Genomic DNA, 16,358 nt, shown 5'->3' with positions numbered 1-16,358 from the left:
AATTTACACACCTCAAATTCTATTTGTTGTACATTATATATGTAAGTTTATTAATAAAGGAAGATTTCACATTTTCCACACATTTATTTGTTATTTTACAATTATAACGAAATCATCTGAAGATGGAGGGAATCTTTTGAGAAAGTATGTTTTTCTTCTCTGTTTTTTATTTCTATTAGTAGGGTGTCAAGGAAGTTCGTATACACCGATTGCTAAAGATAAAAGTGTTATTATAACAACGAATGTAAAGGAAGGTAGTATTAGTTTTATTGATAAAAAAACAAAGAAGCTATTAACAACATGGGAATTAAATGAGCCGATTGCGGGGGTTACGCTACTTCCAAATGGCGAGGAATTACTTGTTTATGGTAAGCAATTAGAATATATGTATGTATATTCACTAGCAGAAGGAAGACAAGTGGACAAATATAAGATTGGAAAAGGAATTGCTAATGTTATCGCATCAGATGATGGAACACAATTATTTGCTGCCGATCAAAATGAACAAAAGGTAAGGTTCTTTACGATAAAAGGAAAAGAGACAGGGAGTGTTTCAACAGGAAAAGGGCCGATAACGATGGTAGAGCATCATAACCAGTTATCTGTACTCAACTTTTATGATACGAAACTAACGACCATTGATACAATGAAAAAAGAAGTGATACAGTCCTTTATGATTCCACCAGCATCAACAGGAGCTACGGTTAGCGCTGATGGGAAAGAAATATGGATTGGTGGACATGGTGATGGAAGTCAAGTGAATGAGAAAGTATTAGTGTATTCTTTACAGAGCGGAGAGATGATGCGTTCTTTACATGCTCCGTTTATGCCTGTGAATATAACAAAGGATGATAAGTATGTATATGCGCTAAGTCACGGTTCAAATACGCTTAGAAAGTTTGATGCAAGTACGTATCAAGAGGTAGGATTTGCAGAAGTAGGATCTAATCCATTTGCATTTTTGAAAAGCGGTGCAGAAGGATATGTAGCTAGTTATGATAGCGATGAAGTATGCGTAATGGATATGAAGAATATGAAAATAAAACAAACAATTAAAGTCGGAAAAGGACCGTTTCAACTCATAGAGAGAGAAGGGGAAGGACAATGAGTAAATATAACGTGCTAGTCGTAGATGACGAAAGTGATATGAGGCAACTTGTCGGAATGTACTTAGATAACTTCGGATACGAGTGGGGAGAAGCTGAAAATGGAAAAGAGGCACTTCGAAAATTAGAGACGGATCATTACGATTTCGTTGTACTAGATATTATGATGCCTGAGATGGATGGGCTTTCAGTTTGTAAAGAGATTCGAAAAACGTCGGATGTACCTATTATATTTTTAACAGCAAAAGGTGAAGAGTGGAATAGGGTGAACGGCTTACGTATGGGAGCAGATGATTATATTGTAAAGCCATTTAGTCCCGGGGAACTAATTGCTCGTATGGAAGCTGTTTTAAGACGATATACAAAGCAAGAACAGCAAGAAGAGATTCAATTTGGACCGATTCTTATTAATGAAAAAAGTAGGAGGGTCGAGACGAATGGTGAGACGATTCCTCTTACGGTAAAAGAGTTCGATTTACTATATTTTCTTTGCCAACATAATGGACAAGTATTTAGCCGGGAACAATTGCTTGAAAAGGTGTGGGGATATGATTATGCAGGAAGTACAAGAACGGTAGATACGCATGTGAAAACGATGCGTCTAAAGCTAGGAGAAAGTGGAAACTACATTCAAACCGTTTGGGGTGTAGGTTATAAATTTGAGGTGTAACGTATGTTTACGATGGTACAAAAGCTTTGGCTTACAGTAGTATGTGCAGTATGTGTAACAGTTTCCTTTCTTTATTTTGTATCTTTATACTCATATGAAAAGTTATACGTTGATAATTTAAAAGATTCATTAGTAATGGAAGGGAAACGTCTTGCCACGCAATATGATAAACGTGAAGGAGTATCCACTTTTGAAGAGAAAGTAAGGGCATATGATCAAATATCTAGTTCAGATGTCCTTTTCGTATACAATCCGCGTGATTTAAGCGCATGTTTGCCTTTTGATGTTCACCATCATTCTCTTATAAGTGAAGGGGATAGACAGGCGCTATTAGATGGGAAAACTGTGACAAAGATAGGGTATGAAGAACATTTTGATCGTAATATTATGGGTGTTGTCATCCCTGTTTTAGATAATAAAAAATTAGTTGGTATTGTATACTCTTATATTCCTTTAAAAAGTATAAAAGACTTAATATTTGATATGGGTCTTATTTTAGCGCCGTTAGCACTTGCAATGATTTTAATTACAATATGGATTGGTAGAAAAATTATTATCGCCATTACGAGACCGCTTTCGCAAATGGAACGAGTTGCAAATCATTTGGCTACTGGAGATTTCTCAGAGCGGATTACAATTTCTTCAGAAGATGAAATTGGACGATTGGGAAAAGCCTTTAATAAAATGGCAAATTCCTTAGAAACAGAAGATGTAAAGCGTAAGGAATTTTTAGCTAATGTTTCGCATGAACTTAGAACGCCGCTTAGTTATATTAAAGGATATAGTGAAGCTATTTTAGACGGTGTAGCGAAGGGGCCGCAGCAGGAAAAAGTAACGCAACTTATTCATAAAGAAGCAGGTCGCATGCAGCGCCTCGTTCATGATTTATTAGATCTAGCGCAGCTAGAAGGTGAACACTTTCCCTTAAAGAAACAACCTATCGTTTTTTCACAGCTTATTGAAGATGTACTAAATACGTACGAGTTACAGTTTGTAGAAAAAAACCTTCGTATTTCAACGAATTTAAATCCTGAAATTATCGTAATGATTGATGAGGATCGTATGCAACAAGTACTTCATAATGTATTAGATAATGCGATACGTTATACAAATCAAAACGGGGATATCATAATAACATTAAAGCAAATCGATGATTATTGTGAATTGCACATAAAAGATACAGGAATAGGTATTGATAGAGAGCATTTAGAAAATCTGGGGGAACGCTTTTACCGAGTAGATAAAGCGAGAAGTCGTCAACACGGTGGAACAGGTTTAGGTCTTGCAATTGTAAGGCAAATTGTTCATATACATGACGGTGAGTGGAGAATAGAAAGTGAAAAAGGTAAGGGCACGACAGTTAGTATTAAATTAAAAGCACAAGATGAGGAGAGCATATTCTAACTTTTGGAATATGCTCTTCATATTGAAGGTAAATAGTTACGCGTAAATGTATTAATTAATATCAAACAAATATCAAAAATTTGACTATTTTATGAACAAAACATTTGTACTTCTTACTAATTCGTTCTAAAATAGTTATGGATGCTAAGTTCTTATAAAACGTTACAATTGTTGTTTGGAAGATACTGAGGTGATTTAACTGGAGTACAAATCTATTAAACCGAAAAAAATTTACGAAGAAGTATCTGAAGCTATTTTAACAATGATTAAAAATGGTACGTTAAAACCTGGTGACAAACTACTTCCTGTTCATCAATTAGCTGAGCAGTTTCAAGTTGGCAGATCTGCTGTTCGTGAAGCGCTAAGTGCGCTAAGAGCAATGGGCTTAATTGAAATGAAACAAGGAGAAGGTACATATGTAAGGAATTTCGATCCTTCTTCATTAACAAAATCACTAAATAACAAGTTATTAATGAAGAAAGAGGATATTTTGAATTTATTAGAAGTACGGAAGGTGCTCGAAGTGGGGGCAGTTCGAGCGGCAGCGGCAAAACGTACGGAAGCTAATTTGCAAAATATGAAGCAGTGGTTAGATGAAATGGCAAAGAGCATTGGAGATGAGAATGCTGGCGAAAAAGCAGACTTTCATTTTCATATGGGAATTGCAGAATCTTCGCATAATAACATCTTGCTTGAGCTCATGAATCATGTTTCAGAGATGATTGCTGAAACGATTGGTGAATCAAGACGCATTATTTTATATGGTGAACAAACAACATCAGAACGACTTTTAGAAGAGCATCAATCTATATATGATGCGGTGTTAAAGCAAGATGTGGAATTAGCGCAGCAAGCGATGCTAGATCATTTAACAAATGTAGAACATATTGTCACAGGTAAAAGCGATATAAATTCGTAATTTAATCTTTTAAAAATCTAATTTTCTGATAAAATAGAGAGAGATTAAGTAAGCGTTTTCTTTAGAAGAGGGAGAGGATAGGCCATGGTTGAGCCTACTTCTTCTAATCTTAGTCATCTGATGACCATATGATTTTTGGCGGAGTTGTAATGAGGGGGAATTATAGTTATGAAAGTTACTTTATTTGTTACTTGTTTAGTCGATATGTTTGAAACAAACGTCGGTAAAGCAACAGTTGAAGTATTGGAGCGTTTAGGTTGTGAAATTGAATTTCCAGAAGCACAAGTTTGTTGTGGTCAGCCTGCTTATAATAGCGGCCATGTAGAAGCAGCAAAAGAAGCGATGAAACATATGATTGAAACTTTCGAAGATGCAGAATATATTGTTACGCCATCTGGATCTTGTGCGACAATGTTTCATGAGTATCCGCATGTTTTTAAAGATGATCCGAAGTGGGCTAAACGTGCACAAAAGGTTGCTGATAAAACATATGAATTTACACAATTTATTGTAGATGTTTTAAAAGTTACAGATGTTGGTGCAAGTTTACCAGGGATAGCTACTATTCATAAATCTTGTCATATGACACGCCTGCTTGGAGTAAAAGAGGCACCAGGAATTTTATTATCAAGCGTAAAAGGATTAATTGTGAGAGAACTGCCGAACGTGCAAAATTGTTGTGGGTTTGGGGGAACGTTTTCAGTTAAGATGACTCCAATTTCTGAGCAAATGGTAGATGAAAAAGTAGATAGTGTAATGGAAACAGGTGCTGATTATTTAATCGGTGCAGATTGTGGGTGTTTGTTAAACATTGGCGGACGTATTGAGCGTTTAGGAAAAGAAGTAAAAGTAATGCATATTGCTGAGGTCTTGAATAGTCGCTCATGAAGGGGGAACATAAGCTATGTCTATGAAAATCAGTGAGAAAAAATTTAATGATCGCGTTGGCGATGGAATTCAAGATTCGTTTATGCGCGGAGCGGTATCTTCTGCACAAACGCGTTTATATACAAATCGATTAAAAGCAGCTGACGAGTTGGGAAACTGGGAAGAGTGGCGTGAACTAGGTGAACAAATTCGTCAACATACGTTAGAAAATCTTGATTATTATTTAATGCAGTTAAGTGAAAATGTATCAAAAAGAGGCGGTCACGTTTACTTTGCGAAAACGAAAGAGGATGCAGCAAAGTATATTCAAGACGTTGCAAAAAAGAAACAAGCGAAGAAAGTTGTAAAATCAAAATCAATGGTAACTGAAGAAATTAGTATGAATCATGCCCTTGAAGAGATTGGTTGTGAAGTGTTAGAGAGTGACTTGGGAGAGTATATCTTGCAAGTAGATAACGATCCACCATCACATATTATTGCGCCTGCACTTCATAAAAACAGAACGCAAATTCGTGATGTATTTAAAGAAAAACTTGGATATGAAAATTCTGATGATCCATACGAAATGACAAAGTTTGTTCGTAAACAACTTCGTGAGAAATTTATGGATGCAGAAATTGGTGTGACAGGTTGTAACTTCGCTGTTGCAAATACTGGCTCTCTTTGTTTAGTGACGAACGAAGGTAATGCCGATCTTGTCATGTCGATTCCGAAAACACAAATTGCAGTAATGGGTATGGAACGTATGGTTCCGACAATGGAAGAATTAGATGTTTTAGTTGGTTTACTATGTCGTAGTGCGGTAGGTCAAAAATTAACAAGTTATGTAACAGTAGCAGGACCAATTCAAGAGGAAGAGGTAGATGGACCAGAAGAGTTTCATTTAGTCGTTGTTGATAATGGCCGCTCTCAAATTCTTGGATCGGAATTCCGTTCAATATTGCAATGTATTCGTTGTGCCGCTTGTGTTAACGTATGTCCCGTATATCGTCACGTTGGTGGACATTCGTATGGATCTATTTATTCAGGACCAATCGGTGCGGTATTAACACCACTTTTAGGTGGGTATGACGATTACAAAGAGCTTCCTTATGCATCTAGTTTATGCGGAGCATGTACAGAAGCTTGTCCAGTAAAAATTCCATTACATGATTTATTATTAAAACATCGTCAAGTCATCGTTGAGCAAGAAGGTCGTGCCCCACTTGCAGAAAAATTAGCAATGAAAATGTTTAGTATGGGTGCTTCTTCAGCAGCTTTATATAAAATGGGATCGAAAATGGCACCGGCAGCAATGAGTCCATTTACATCTGGTAACCGTGTATCAAAAGGTGTTGGACCACTTAAAAACTGGACGGATATTCGTGAATTCCCAGCTCCAAGTAAAGAACGATTCCGTGATTGGTATAAAGATCATAAGAAAGGCGGGGACAAATAATGACAGGATTAATTCAAAACCGTGAGTCCTTTCTAGATAATATCGCAAAAGAACTTGGGCGCGCGCGTAAAACAGAAGGCGTAGAACGTCCAGCATGGAAAAGTAATGTGAATGTTGAAACGTTAAAAGATTATTCACAAGAAGAATTGTTAGAAGTATTTAAAAAGCAATGTACAAACATTCATACAACTGTTGTGGAAACGACAAACGACCGCTTACGTGAAGATATTCAAAAAGTAATCGTTGAAAACGGCGGAGGACCTATTATATTATCAGCAGATGAACGTTTTGATTCCTATGGATTGACTTCTTTATTTAAAGAAGAGCTTCCAAAGCAAAATGTTGAGGTAAATGTATGGGATCCTGAGAAAAAAGAAGAGAATATGCGTATAGCGGAAAAAGCGAATATCGGTATTGCATTTAGTGATTATACTTTAGCTGAATCTGGTACGATTGTTGTACAAAGTCATAAAGGACAAGGGCGTTCTTTACACTTTTTACCGACTGTATACTTTGCTATTATTCCACGTGAAACACTTGTACCGCGTATTACACAGGCAGTTCAACATATGAACTCTCGTGTGGAAAAAGGTGAAGCAGTCGCATCTTGTATTAACTTTATTACAGGACCAAGTAACTCTGCGGATATTGAAATGAATCTTGTTGTCGGAGTACACGGGCCGTTAAAAGCAGTATATTTCATCGTATAAAATAGGGGAAAGCAGGCCGGAAAACGGCCTGCTTTTTTAATAGAATAAAGATAATATGAAGTAGAAGTTCTCTCCTTTTTTTGTTATGTTCTTTTGGAAAGGAGAGGAAGGGATGTTCACTTATTTATATGCATTGTTAATAGGTATGGTGTTTGGTTCTTTTTTTATGGTGATTGCGATGAGAGTTCCAGTAGGGGAATCTATTATTACACCGCGTTCGTACTGTCATTACTGCAAGTATACGTTACAGCCGAAAGAACTTATTCCAATCATTTCATTTTGTATACAAAAAGGGCGTTGTACGAATTGTAAGAGCAAAATCTCAAGTTTGTACATAGTATTTGAATTTGTTACAGGCAGTTTATTTTTTCTTACTGTATATGTAATTGGAATGGAAAGAGAGCTCATCATCATTTTATCGCTTTTTTCGTTACTTCTAATTATTTCAGTTACAGATTTAGTATATATGCTAATACCTAATCGTATTTTAATTTGGTTTGCGCTTTTGCTTATTTTAGAATGTATTTTTGTACCGTTAGTTACTTGGATAGATAGTTTAGCTGGTAGTGGAACTATATTCATTTTGTTATATTGCATGCAAAAGATTTATCCAGATGGTCTTGGCGGAGGTGATGTGAAATTACTTTCGTTACTCGGATGTATAGTCGGAGTGAAAGGGGTTTTTATAACTTTATTTTTAGCATCTTGCTTTAGTCTTTGTTTTTTCGGGATAAGTATAGCGCTAAAACGTATAAACATAAGAACTCCAATTCCGTTCGGACCTTTTATTAGCCTTGGAGCAATATGTTATGTGTTGGTCACATATGCAAAATAGAGAGGAGATAGAAAATGAATGTATATATGGATGATCAAAGAAGTTGCCCATACGGATATGTTTTGGCAACTACAGTAGAATCTGCCTTGCAAATTGTTAGGGATAATGAGGTGAATATTATTTCCCTCGATTATAATATGGATGGCGACAAAAAAGTGGGTTAGATTTCGTAGAAGCTTTCTGCAACGAAGGTTTATATGTTAATGAAATTCACCTTCATACAAATGATGTCATCGGTATGCATCAGATGAAAAAGAGCATAGAGAGAGGGAAGGAAAACGGGGAAATTAATCCTTATATTGCCTTGAAATATGTAGGGAGCTAAAAACTCCAAATTATCATTATCAAGACCTAATTTCAAAAAATATTATTAAATCAATCCCCTAACATATTAGACATATATAATATGTTAGGGGGTGGTTAAATTTAATTAATCAAAAAAATTGATTTAATTGTTGCATTAAACTAGAAATTTCACATATAGGGGGCCCGCCACATGCCCATCAAGCTAAAATTTTATAGTACCCCCAGAACCAAATTTTTATCTCTCTACAGTTATTTATGTGAATTCAACTCGATTTTTTGTTTTGTGGGATAATTAGTTTTTTAACTTGATGGCGATAGGGAAAATGCTTTTCGTGTAAGCGTCAAATATTCCCCACCTACTATTTTTATTGTATATTTTAGAGTTACTTGATGTTTACTCTATTCGGGGTACCGCCACATCACCATCAAGCTAAGAAAAGCAAATACCCGAAAATGAGAAAATTGACGTCTCCAGATTAAAACGTACAATTTTCTCGTTTTGGGGGTATTTTAAAATTTCAACTTGATGATGGGGTATGCCCTACTAAACATAAAGTTCGATTCTCTTTTTATCACTTTTTTTAAAAGTACTCGCTGCAATTGTTTTTCCTATTTTTAATTTTTACTAAACAAAGATAACATTATAGCTTTAACTCTTTAAACACTTTGTTACCTGTATACTAATTTTAGTAAGATATTCCTCCTTATTATTAGTTCTTAATGGATTGTAGAAGTAATCTTCATAGGCATTTCCTTCAATAACATAGCCCTCTGATTTGATAAATTCCGTGATATTGTGGTATGCGGATTCAATATCTTTATAAGATCCTTGGTGATAATATATGACATAAATTCCTCCTGGTTTTGATTGACCTGTTTCTAAATCACTATAACAAAATAAGTGATCTACCTCCTCATATCTTTCTTGAATCAGGCTCTCTCTTGTTATCACAGATCCAATAGGAGCAGGAACAAACAAGCCTATTTGCTTGCTAAAATGTTTTACCCAATCGAAATCGGTCATGCTATTTTTCGAATTTACATCGCTTAAGAAAATAGATTTTTTCTGTGTCTTTTGGATATAAACCTTCCCAACTTCAACGTTTTTTCTTTCTTCTTCCATTGAAATAATACCCTTAAAGAAACGACGAATTTGAATTAATTTCTCAATTTCTTCTTCCACCAGAACTGTCTGCTGTTTTGCCATTTCAACAAGTTTGTAAGTGTTGGGAGAATTAAGATATTCTTTTAGTTCCTCAATCGAAACTCCCACTTTCCGAAGAGATTGGAGTGTTGAGAATGTATTAATTTGATCGTAGGTATAATATCGATAACCATTGGGAAGTTTACCGGCAGGTTTAAAAAGATTGATTCTATCATAATAAAACAAGGTGTCTTTTTTCACCCCAAAATAACTAGCAAATTCTCCTGTACTTAAGGTTTTAAGGTTTTTTCTCTCCAAGTTAAAAACTCCTCTTGACTATAGACTAACTCCACACTTCATACTAGCATAAGCAAACGCATGTTAATACAGGAGGTTTTTATTATGGATTATTTTCACCCCCTCGTCTGGCAGCTGCTCGGTGGTACGACCTTCGCCCGCACAGCTAGCTTTATGACGATACCATTTTTAGCACTTTATTTACAAAATGATTTACATGCCTCACCAATTATGATTGGTTTAGCAGTCGGTATTTCACAATTGACTGCGACATTTGGTGGCTTCTTCGGTGGTTTCTTTACTGACCGGTTTGGCCGAAAAAAAATTATCATCATATCGATGTTCTGTTGGAGTATAGTCTTTTATGGCTTTGCATTCGCAAACTCTGTTTGGATATTCGTTCTATGCAATGCTCTCAACGGTATCTGTCGTGCATTTTTTGAACCAGCTTCACAAGCTTTGATGATTGACTATACTGACGAAGATAGGCGTCGTCGCCTATTTTCAATTCGATATACTGCCATCAATTTATCAGCTGTGATCGGCCTTTTGCTCGGTATTGTCATTTCAAAAGCATCATCAATAAGTTTTCCATTCCTTATTACTGCAACGATGTACTTATTGTATGCGATTTTCTTAGTCATCACTTTACGACGTATAGAGGAGCAGAATACGGTCAATGTTACGCAAGATATTGGCGACTTGATGCGTGTTCTTTTACAAGATAGCACACTTATGTTGCTCATTATTGCGAGTGTTATTTGCAATTTCGTATATATGCAAACAGAGGCAACAATGCCACAATTGCTTAATTTAACTATGGTAGACGGAGTAGCATTATATTCAGTTCTAATTGTGATTAATGCTGCAACAATCGTAATTCTTCAATTGCCACTCGGCATTTTAAGCGAAAAAGTAGCAATCAAAACAAGTCTTATTTTCGGGGGCGGACTATTAGCACTTGGTATGTTAATCTTCCACTTCGCTGATAATTGGACACTTTTTATTGTCGGTATGGTTGTGTTCTCACTTGGTGAAATTTTTGTTTTCCCAATGACGAGTGCTATAGTCGAAATGATTGCACCCGCGCATCAAAAAGCAACATATCTTGGTTTTATGCAATTTCAAAACTTAGGTGGCTTCTTAGGCCCAGTGCTTGGTGGCTGGTTGATTATCCATTTTGCACCACAATTGTATTTGGTGATGGTTAGCCTATGCTTAGTAGTTATTATTTGCTACATAGCAGCTTTACGTGGCAAATCATTTCGAATGTCTTAATACAAATAAAAACTGTGACTACATGAGGTACGGTCACATTACCATAAAGCTAAGGTTTCACACTATTCATTAAGCAAAAAAGACGTTATTCTTACTGTAGAATTATAGGAAAGGATGGCGTTTTTTGTATGTCTAATTCTGTATCTGACGACTTACAATTATTTGCACAGGAGATAAAGAGTCTTTTATCCCCAAATACCTTACAGAATCTAGCTAGAGATGTTGGATTTGTACAGCGAACAAGTAAGTATCAAGCACAAGAGTTAGTAGCTTTATGCGTATGGCTAAGCCAAAGTGTAGCAAAAACTTCCTTAACCCAGTTATGTAGTTGTTTAGAAGTATCAACAGAAGTACTCATCAGTCCTGAAGGACTAAATCAAAGATTTAACGCCGCAGCCGTCCAGTTTCTACAACAAGTTTTAGCCAAACTTCTAAACCAAAAGTTATCTTCAGCTAAGCTAATTTCTTCTCCATATACTTCTATTTTCAAGCGTATTCGTATCTTAGATTCAACTGCATTTCAACTCCCGGATGTATTTTCATCGGTTTATCCAGGTGCAGGAGGATGCAGCCATACAGCTGGGATAAAAATTCAGCTTGAGTATGATTTGTTAAGCGGACAGTTCCTACATATTCATACAGGTCCAGGTAAACAACATGATCGCACTTACGGCTCTCTGTGTGCCCCAACTGTGGCAGCGAATGATTTATGTATCCGAGATTTAGGTTATTTTCATTTAAAAGACCTTCAATATATACAAGATCAAGAGGCCTACTATATTTCTCGTATCAAGTCGAATACACGTATTTATCAAAAAAATCCTAACCCTGATTATTTTCAAGATGGAAGAATTAAGAAAGGTACAGAGTATATACAGTTAGATATGGAGACGGTAATGAACTCCCTTCAGCCAGGACAAACATGGGAAATAGCTAATGCTTATGTAGGAATGATTGATAAAGTGTCAGCTCGTGTAATTGTCCATCGATTAACAAAACAACAGCAACAAAAACGATTACAAGATCAAGCTGTAAGAGAAAAAAAGAAAGGAATGAAGTATTCTCCTCGTAGTAAACGACTCAGTGGTATCAATGTATATATGACAAACATTCCTACGGAATGGGTACCAAAAGAGAAAATCTATGATTTATATTCACTACGCTGGCAAATTGAGCTGTTGTTTAAAATATGGAAATCTTGGTTTCAAATTCATCGTTGTAAATCTATTAAACAAGAGCGCTTAGAATGTCACCTTTATGGACAACTCATTAGTATCCTATTATGCTCTTCTACTATGTTTAAAATGAGAGAACTCCTGCTACGTAAGAAACAGAAAGAGCTAAGTGAATATAAAGCGATGTACATAATTAAAGATTATTTTTTACTTTTTCACCAAGCATTACACAAAAACACCCAAGAGCTATCAAAAGTTCTTCTTCGTCTGTTTAACCTCCTACAGTACAACGGACGAAAATCTCATCGATACGAGAAAAAGACAGTTTTTGATATTTTGGGTGTTGTTTATGAGTATGCCACTTCTACTCATAAAGTAGCATAGTAAAAAAAATGAAATCCGTCAGGGTTTATTTGATATGCCTACTTTTATAACATCTATAAAAGATAATAAAAAAACTAAATGGAAAGATCGCATTTTGTAAAAAAATATACTTTAAGTTGATGGATGTGTGGCGGTACCCCTTATATCTGTTTGTATACATCGGCGTACGCAACTTTTAATTGCTCACGCAATTCCTTATTTGCTCCTTCCAATTTCTTGATGCGACGTTTTAAAGAATCTATGATGGCATCTTTGCTGTTTTCATTCAACTCACGTTTGATTTGCTTCAAAGTAGGCGCTTGTGCTTGTTGTTTCCGTAAGGATTCAATTCTTCCGCGTAGCTCCTGATTGTTGTATAACGTTGCTTTTGCTATGCCAGCTTCGCTTGCTACACTATTAAAATTGATAGGATCAGAGGCTCGTATGAGTCTTTGAATAGCTTCATCGACTTTCTTAGCGGTAATGGCCTTTCTTGATGCATGTAGTGCTTTTAACTGTTCTTTTCGGTTATAATTGGCCATTTCTCACACCTGCCTTTCTCTTCATGCGGTCCTGTCTGCCAAAGATAATATTACCCTCACGGATATTGTTTAAAATACCATGGTAACCTTGTAAATTTTCCTTTTGTTTTTTTACCACATCATCCCGACCATATTGTTTTGCCACTTCAATGGATTTGTTTGTGGTTTTTACATGAAGTTCATATTTTTGAACATCGTATTCTGAAAATCCAATTGCCAAGTCCTTGCATGGGCTGCCTCCGTTGCAAGTGAGGCAAGGAGGGGCTTCCATATGTGGGCAATTTCCTTTCAAACGCGCATGGCATGTCCCGTAGGGATTATCCATCGCATTCAACTTATGATCCTGCCAGAGAGCTTGCAGGATGTCTGCTGGGATATCTTCGCCTGCTTTTATCTCCTGCATCTCGCCATTCAAGTCAAAGCTAAATACTCCTTGACTGATGACAGATTCAAATGCTTTTCGCTTCGTGTTGTCCAATAGTTTAGCATACCGTAAAGTCATTTCAGGAGAGGCGTGGGCTAACAATTCCTGTACCGTCAAAATATCCGCACCACCGTTCAGCATTTTTACTGCGTAGGTATGACGGAATTGGTGATTCGTAAAATAAAAGAGATTTCCTTGCTCATCCACAATGTTTTTTTGTTTTGCCAAGATATTTAGTTTATTTCGAATCCAGGACTGAATAAATGGCATTCCCTTACGGGAACCACGATAGCGAACGAAAATAAATCCGTCAGGATTATTGTCTTGATTGCTGTTCTCTTTGGAGTGTTGAATAAGAACCGCTAAGATATTTGCCAATTCGTCGTCAATTGGAATTCGATGCCCGTTTACATAAGTTTTCTCAATATCCGTAACAATGGAATATTTGCCATTTAACTGTTTTAAACAATCAGAGGTAAGCTCTAATACATCCGAAATTCGTAATCCTGTTTTAAAAGCCACCCATACGACAGGAATGACTTCTTTATGTAAATCGTTGATGTATGTGAAAAGTTGTTCCAACACAAAGTCAGGAATGTAATCAATCTGGTCAACTGACTTCTTTTTTAGCTTCGGTTTATCTTCTGAAAAGAGTAGCAATCGCACATCTGTTTCTGGGGCGATATCATATTCATATCGCTGGATATCTGTAAGAATCTTTCCTATAACTACCAAGCCATAGTTTATATATTTTTCAGGATGCGCATTTTTTTGCTTTAAATTGTTCTTAGCGTATTCATGTATCCATAGAATGTATTGCTCTATATGTGAACGATTCAATCTCTTTAAATCTGTCCATGAAGGTTCTAACGAAAATATAAACGATACGAACCTCGAAAAGTATAGTAGATAATTTTGAGCTGTGCCCCAAGAAAATTTATTTTTGCTCAGAATACGTTGTTTGAAGTATTTTTTTATTTGCTCACGCATTTTACCTTGTTCAACTTTGGTGAAATTAATGTAATAATCAGGCTTACTTTTGTTATAAGCAACTCCATATTTATCATGTAATACTCGTACATCCCATCGTTCTTTCTCCCACTCTTCACGGGTATCTGTCAGTACAAAGAAAGATAAATAAATCTTTCGCAAAAAGGTTGCTAGGGGTGATTTAGTAGTGTATTCACGATATGATGATCTACGTGATATTCGCTGTATTGAAGCTCCTTGCTCCTGTAACCAAAACCACCATTCCCGTTCCGTCTTTTCAATGTTCAAATCTAATAGGGAGTGAAGGGAAGAGTATTTCTCGTTGAGAAATCTTGTTAGCTTGCGCATCATTCTTGCTTCTCCGCCAAAAGCACTGCTTAACACCCATGCATCGTTGAACAGCTTCTGATACCATACATATTTTACTTCCAGGTTGACAGTCGGGCTGTTGATTTTAAAACCCACATTCTGACTCCCGCTATTATTAAAAGGCACTGTTATCTTAAACTGTGGAATGACTTCAAAAAAGTTGGCATTCCAAGTGTCATTGACCAAGAAGTAGGGGTCCTTGATATACCGAACTGTAACGGAACCATTATCTTGTACCGTCTTCATAGGGTATCTTGATAACTCATGCTGCAATTTTTCATGAAATCCTAATTGTTCTATGTTGATCTGCTGTTTTTGTTTCATTCTGTCCCGCCATTCTGTTGTTGTATTTGAAATGCACCCTGTGCCTTTTCCCAATCCTTACGGATTTCTTCGTCCGAGGGATGAAGGTACAGGTTCATCGTTGTTTGGATTTGTGAATGCCCCAGGCGTTCCTGTACTTGTTTGATGTCTTTTGTTTCCTGATAGTACATCGTTGCGTGTGTGTGGCGGAACAGATGAGGGTGAACATTAATTCTTGTTTTCTGTCGTAATCGTTTAAACATGGCTTCCACATCGCTGTACGTCATGGGTTTGCCTTTGTTCTCACCACGTAACTTTACAAATACAAAGTTTGTATCGATATTCAGTTCATCAATGACCTCATACAGATAGTCATCGTATAAATCCATGAGGGCTTGTGATACAAAAATCTCTCGTTCGCCTGTTTTTAGTTTCGCTCCGTTTTCCAATTCTCCACGGTCCGTCAAGCGAATACGATGCCCTTTTCCATAATCAAATTGGAAGTCCTCTAGAAATAGGGAAAGTGCTTCTCCAATCCGCAACCCCGTTTCAAATAAAAGCTGAATTAGGAATGTATCCCTTATATTTGTGGTAGCTACTAAGGTTTGCTGTACCTGTTCCTTTGTAAGTATTTGTATCCTCTTGCGTGGTTCTTTGACCTTTAACACATTCCTTATAGATGATTTGTCTTTATTGACATGGTGAAGAAAGCTCTTGTAACGTGTTCGCCCACCTGTAAAAAACTGACGCATTAACTTTTCACCCATATCTTGTGATAACTCTTCATTACGATACAAATAGTCATAGAAGTTTGTGACAGCGGTGACCGTCAGGTTCACTGTTCTCTCTGTTTTCTTTGTTTTCACGGGAACAAGTGATGTTATCCTCTTACTCCCATAAGGATTTTGCAACCATCCCACAAAATCTGCCAAGTCTTCTAATCGTATTTCTCTATAATCCTTCTCTGTCTCTTGTAAATAAGAGAAATACTGTTTTAATGCATAACAGTACGTTTTCTGTGTATTGCTGCTTTTTCCTGTGAAATCTAAATATTTGAGGTACTTCACCACTGGGATTACAGGAATTCCTTTTTCATCTATTAAAATGTATCTTTTGCCCTCTTCTAGTATAATCTCTTGTACACGTATAGTTTTTCACTCCTAAACCTTTTTCCATTTACGATCTGTCTCGCGACCT

At 36.5% G+C, this 16,358-nt stretch carries 14 protein-coding genes and 1 pseudogene; 11 read left to right on the top strand and 4 right to left on the bottom strand.

What is annotated here, in order from left to right; genetic code table 11:
* Positions 1–136: 136 nt before the first annotated feature.
* From BG05_RS24655 to BG05_RS24615, 9 genes and pseudogenes are all read left to right on the top strand, one after another.
* Positions 137–1,108, top strand: coding sequence for a YncE family protein (locus BG05_RS24655; RefSeq protein WP_002186366.1), 972 nt, complete (start codon positions 137–139; stop codon positions 1,106–1,108).
* A complete protein-coding gene (locus tag BG05_RS24650) occupies positions 1,105–1,776 on the top strand; it encodes a response regulator transcription factor (RefSeq protein ID WP_002126137.1) in 672 nt (223 codons plus the stop codon). Before BG05_RS24655 ends, BG05_RS24650 begins: the two co-directional genes overlap by 4 nt.
* A 3-nt stretch (positions 1,777–1,779) precedes the next feature.
* Positions 1,780–3,180, top strand: coding sequence for a sensor histidine kinase (locus BG05_RS24645; RefSeq protein ID WP_002011591.1), 1,401 nt, complete (start codon positions 1,780–1,782; stop codon positions 3,178–3,180).
* A gap of 262 nt (positions 3,181–3,442) precedes the next feature.
* Positions 3,443–4,099 (top strand): FadR/GntR family transcriptional regulator, encoded by a 657-nt coding sequence (locus BG05_RS24640; RefSeq protein WP_002168852.1) that lies wholly within the window; start codon positions 3,443–3,445, stop codon positions 4,097–4,099.
* Between the two features lie 168 nt (positions 4,100–4,267).
* On the top strand, positions 4,268–4,987 hold the full coding sequence (locus BG05_RS24635; RefSeq protein ID WP_002011587.1) for a (Fe-S)-binding protein: 720 nt from the start codon (positions 4,268–4,270) through the stop codon (positions 4,985–4,987).
* A 16-nt stretch (positions 4,988–5,003) separates the two neighbouring features.
* Positions 5,004–6,425 (top strand): LutB/LldF family L-lactate oxidation iron-sulfur protein, encoded by a 1,422-nt coding sequence (locus tag BG05_RS24630; protein WP_002011586.1) that lies wholly within the window; start codon positions 5,004–5,006, stop codon positions 6,423–6,425.
* Positions 6,425–7,135 (top strand): LutC/YkgG family protein, encoded by a 711-nt coding sequence (locus tag BG05_RS24625; protein WP_002126142.1) that lies wholly within the window; start codon positions 6,425–6,427, stop codon positions 7,133–7,135. Before BG05_RS24630 ends, BG05_RS24625 begins: the two co-directional genes overlap by 1 nt.
* A gap of 112 nt (positions 7,136–7,247) precedes the next feature.
* Entirely contained in the window at positions 7,248–7,970 is a 723-nt protein-coding gene (locus BG05_RS24620) for a prepilin peptidase (RefSeq protein WP_002186365.1), read from the top strand.
* Positions 7,971–7,984: 14 nt separating this feature from the next.
* Positions 7,985–8,295 (top strand): annotated as a pseudogene (locus BG05_RS24615) (cyclic-phosphate processing receiver domain-containing protein).
* 630 nt (positions 8,296–8,925) lie between these two features.
* Here BG05_RS24615 and BG05_RS24610 read toward each other — a convergent pair.
* On the bottom strand, positions 8,926–9,738 hold the full coding sequence (locus BG05_RS24610) for a MerR family transcriptional regulator (RefSeq protein ID WP_000440177.1): 813 nt from the start codon (positions 9,736–9,738) through the stop codon (positions 8,926–8,928).
* Between the two features lie 84 nt (positions 9,739–9,822).
* Between BG05_RS24610 and BG05_RS24605 the strand changes: the two genes are divergently transcribed.
* Complete coding sequence (locus BG05_RS24605) at positions 9,823–10,995, top strand: MDR family MFS transporter (RefSeq protein WP_033733846.1); 1,173 nt, start codon at positions 9,823–9,825, stop codon at positions 10,993–10,995.
* A 128-nt stretch (positions 10,996–11,123) separates the two neighbouring features.
* Positions 11,124–12,554: an IS4 family transposase gene (locus BG05_RS24600; protein WP_041868016.1), complete on the top strand. Its 1,431-nt coding sequence runs from the start codon at positions 11,124–11,126 to the stop codon at positions 12,552–12,554.
* Between the two features lie 140 nt (positions 12,555–12,694).
* On the opposite strand, the gene BG05_RS24595 is transcribed toward BG05_RS24600, so the two are convergent.
* From BG05_RS24595 to BG05_RS24585, 3 genes are read right to left on the bottom strand one after another with little or no spacing between them, the layout of a single operon-like run.
* Entirely contained in the window at positions 12,695–13,075 is a 381-nt protein-coding gene (locus BG05_RS24595) for a DUF6262 family protein (RefSeq protein WP_033733853.1), read from the bottom strand.
* Positions 13,062–15,182 (bottom strand): tyrosine-type recombinase/integrase, encoded by a 2,121-nt coding sequence (locus tag BG05_RS24590; protein ID WP_033733852.1) that lies wholly within the window; start codon positions 15,180–15,182, stop codon positions 13,062–13,064. Before BG05_RS24590 ends, BG05_RS24595 begins: the two co-directional genes overlap by 14 nt.
* Positions 15,179–16,309: a tyrosine-type recombinase/integrase gene (locus tag BG05_RS24585; protein ID WP_033733851.1), complete on the bottom strand. Its 1,131-nt coding sequence runs from the start codon at positions 16,307–16,309 to the stop codon at positions 15,179–15,181. The genes BG05_RS24590 and BG05_RS24585 overlap by 4 nt, the downstream gene beginning before the upstream one ends.
* Between the last annotated feature and the right edge of the window lie 49 nt (positions 16,310–16,358).

This window comes from Bacillus mycoides, assembly GCF_000832605.1.
GTDB classification, from domain to species: Bacteria; Bacillota; Bacilli; order Bacillales; family Bacillaceae_G; genus Bacillus_A; species Bacillus_A mycoides.
This window is presented reverse-complemented; position numbering and strand designations above follow the sequence as displayed.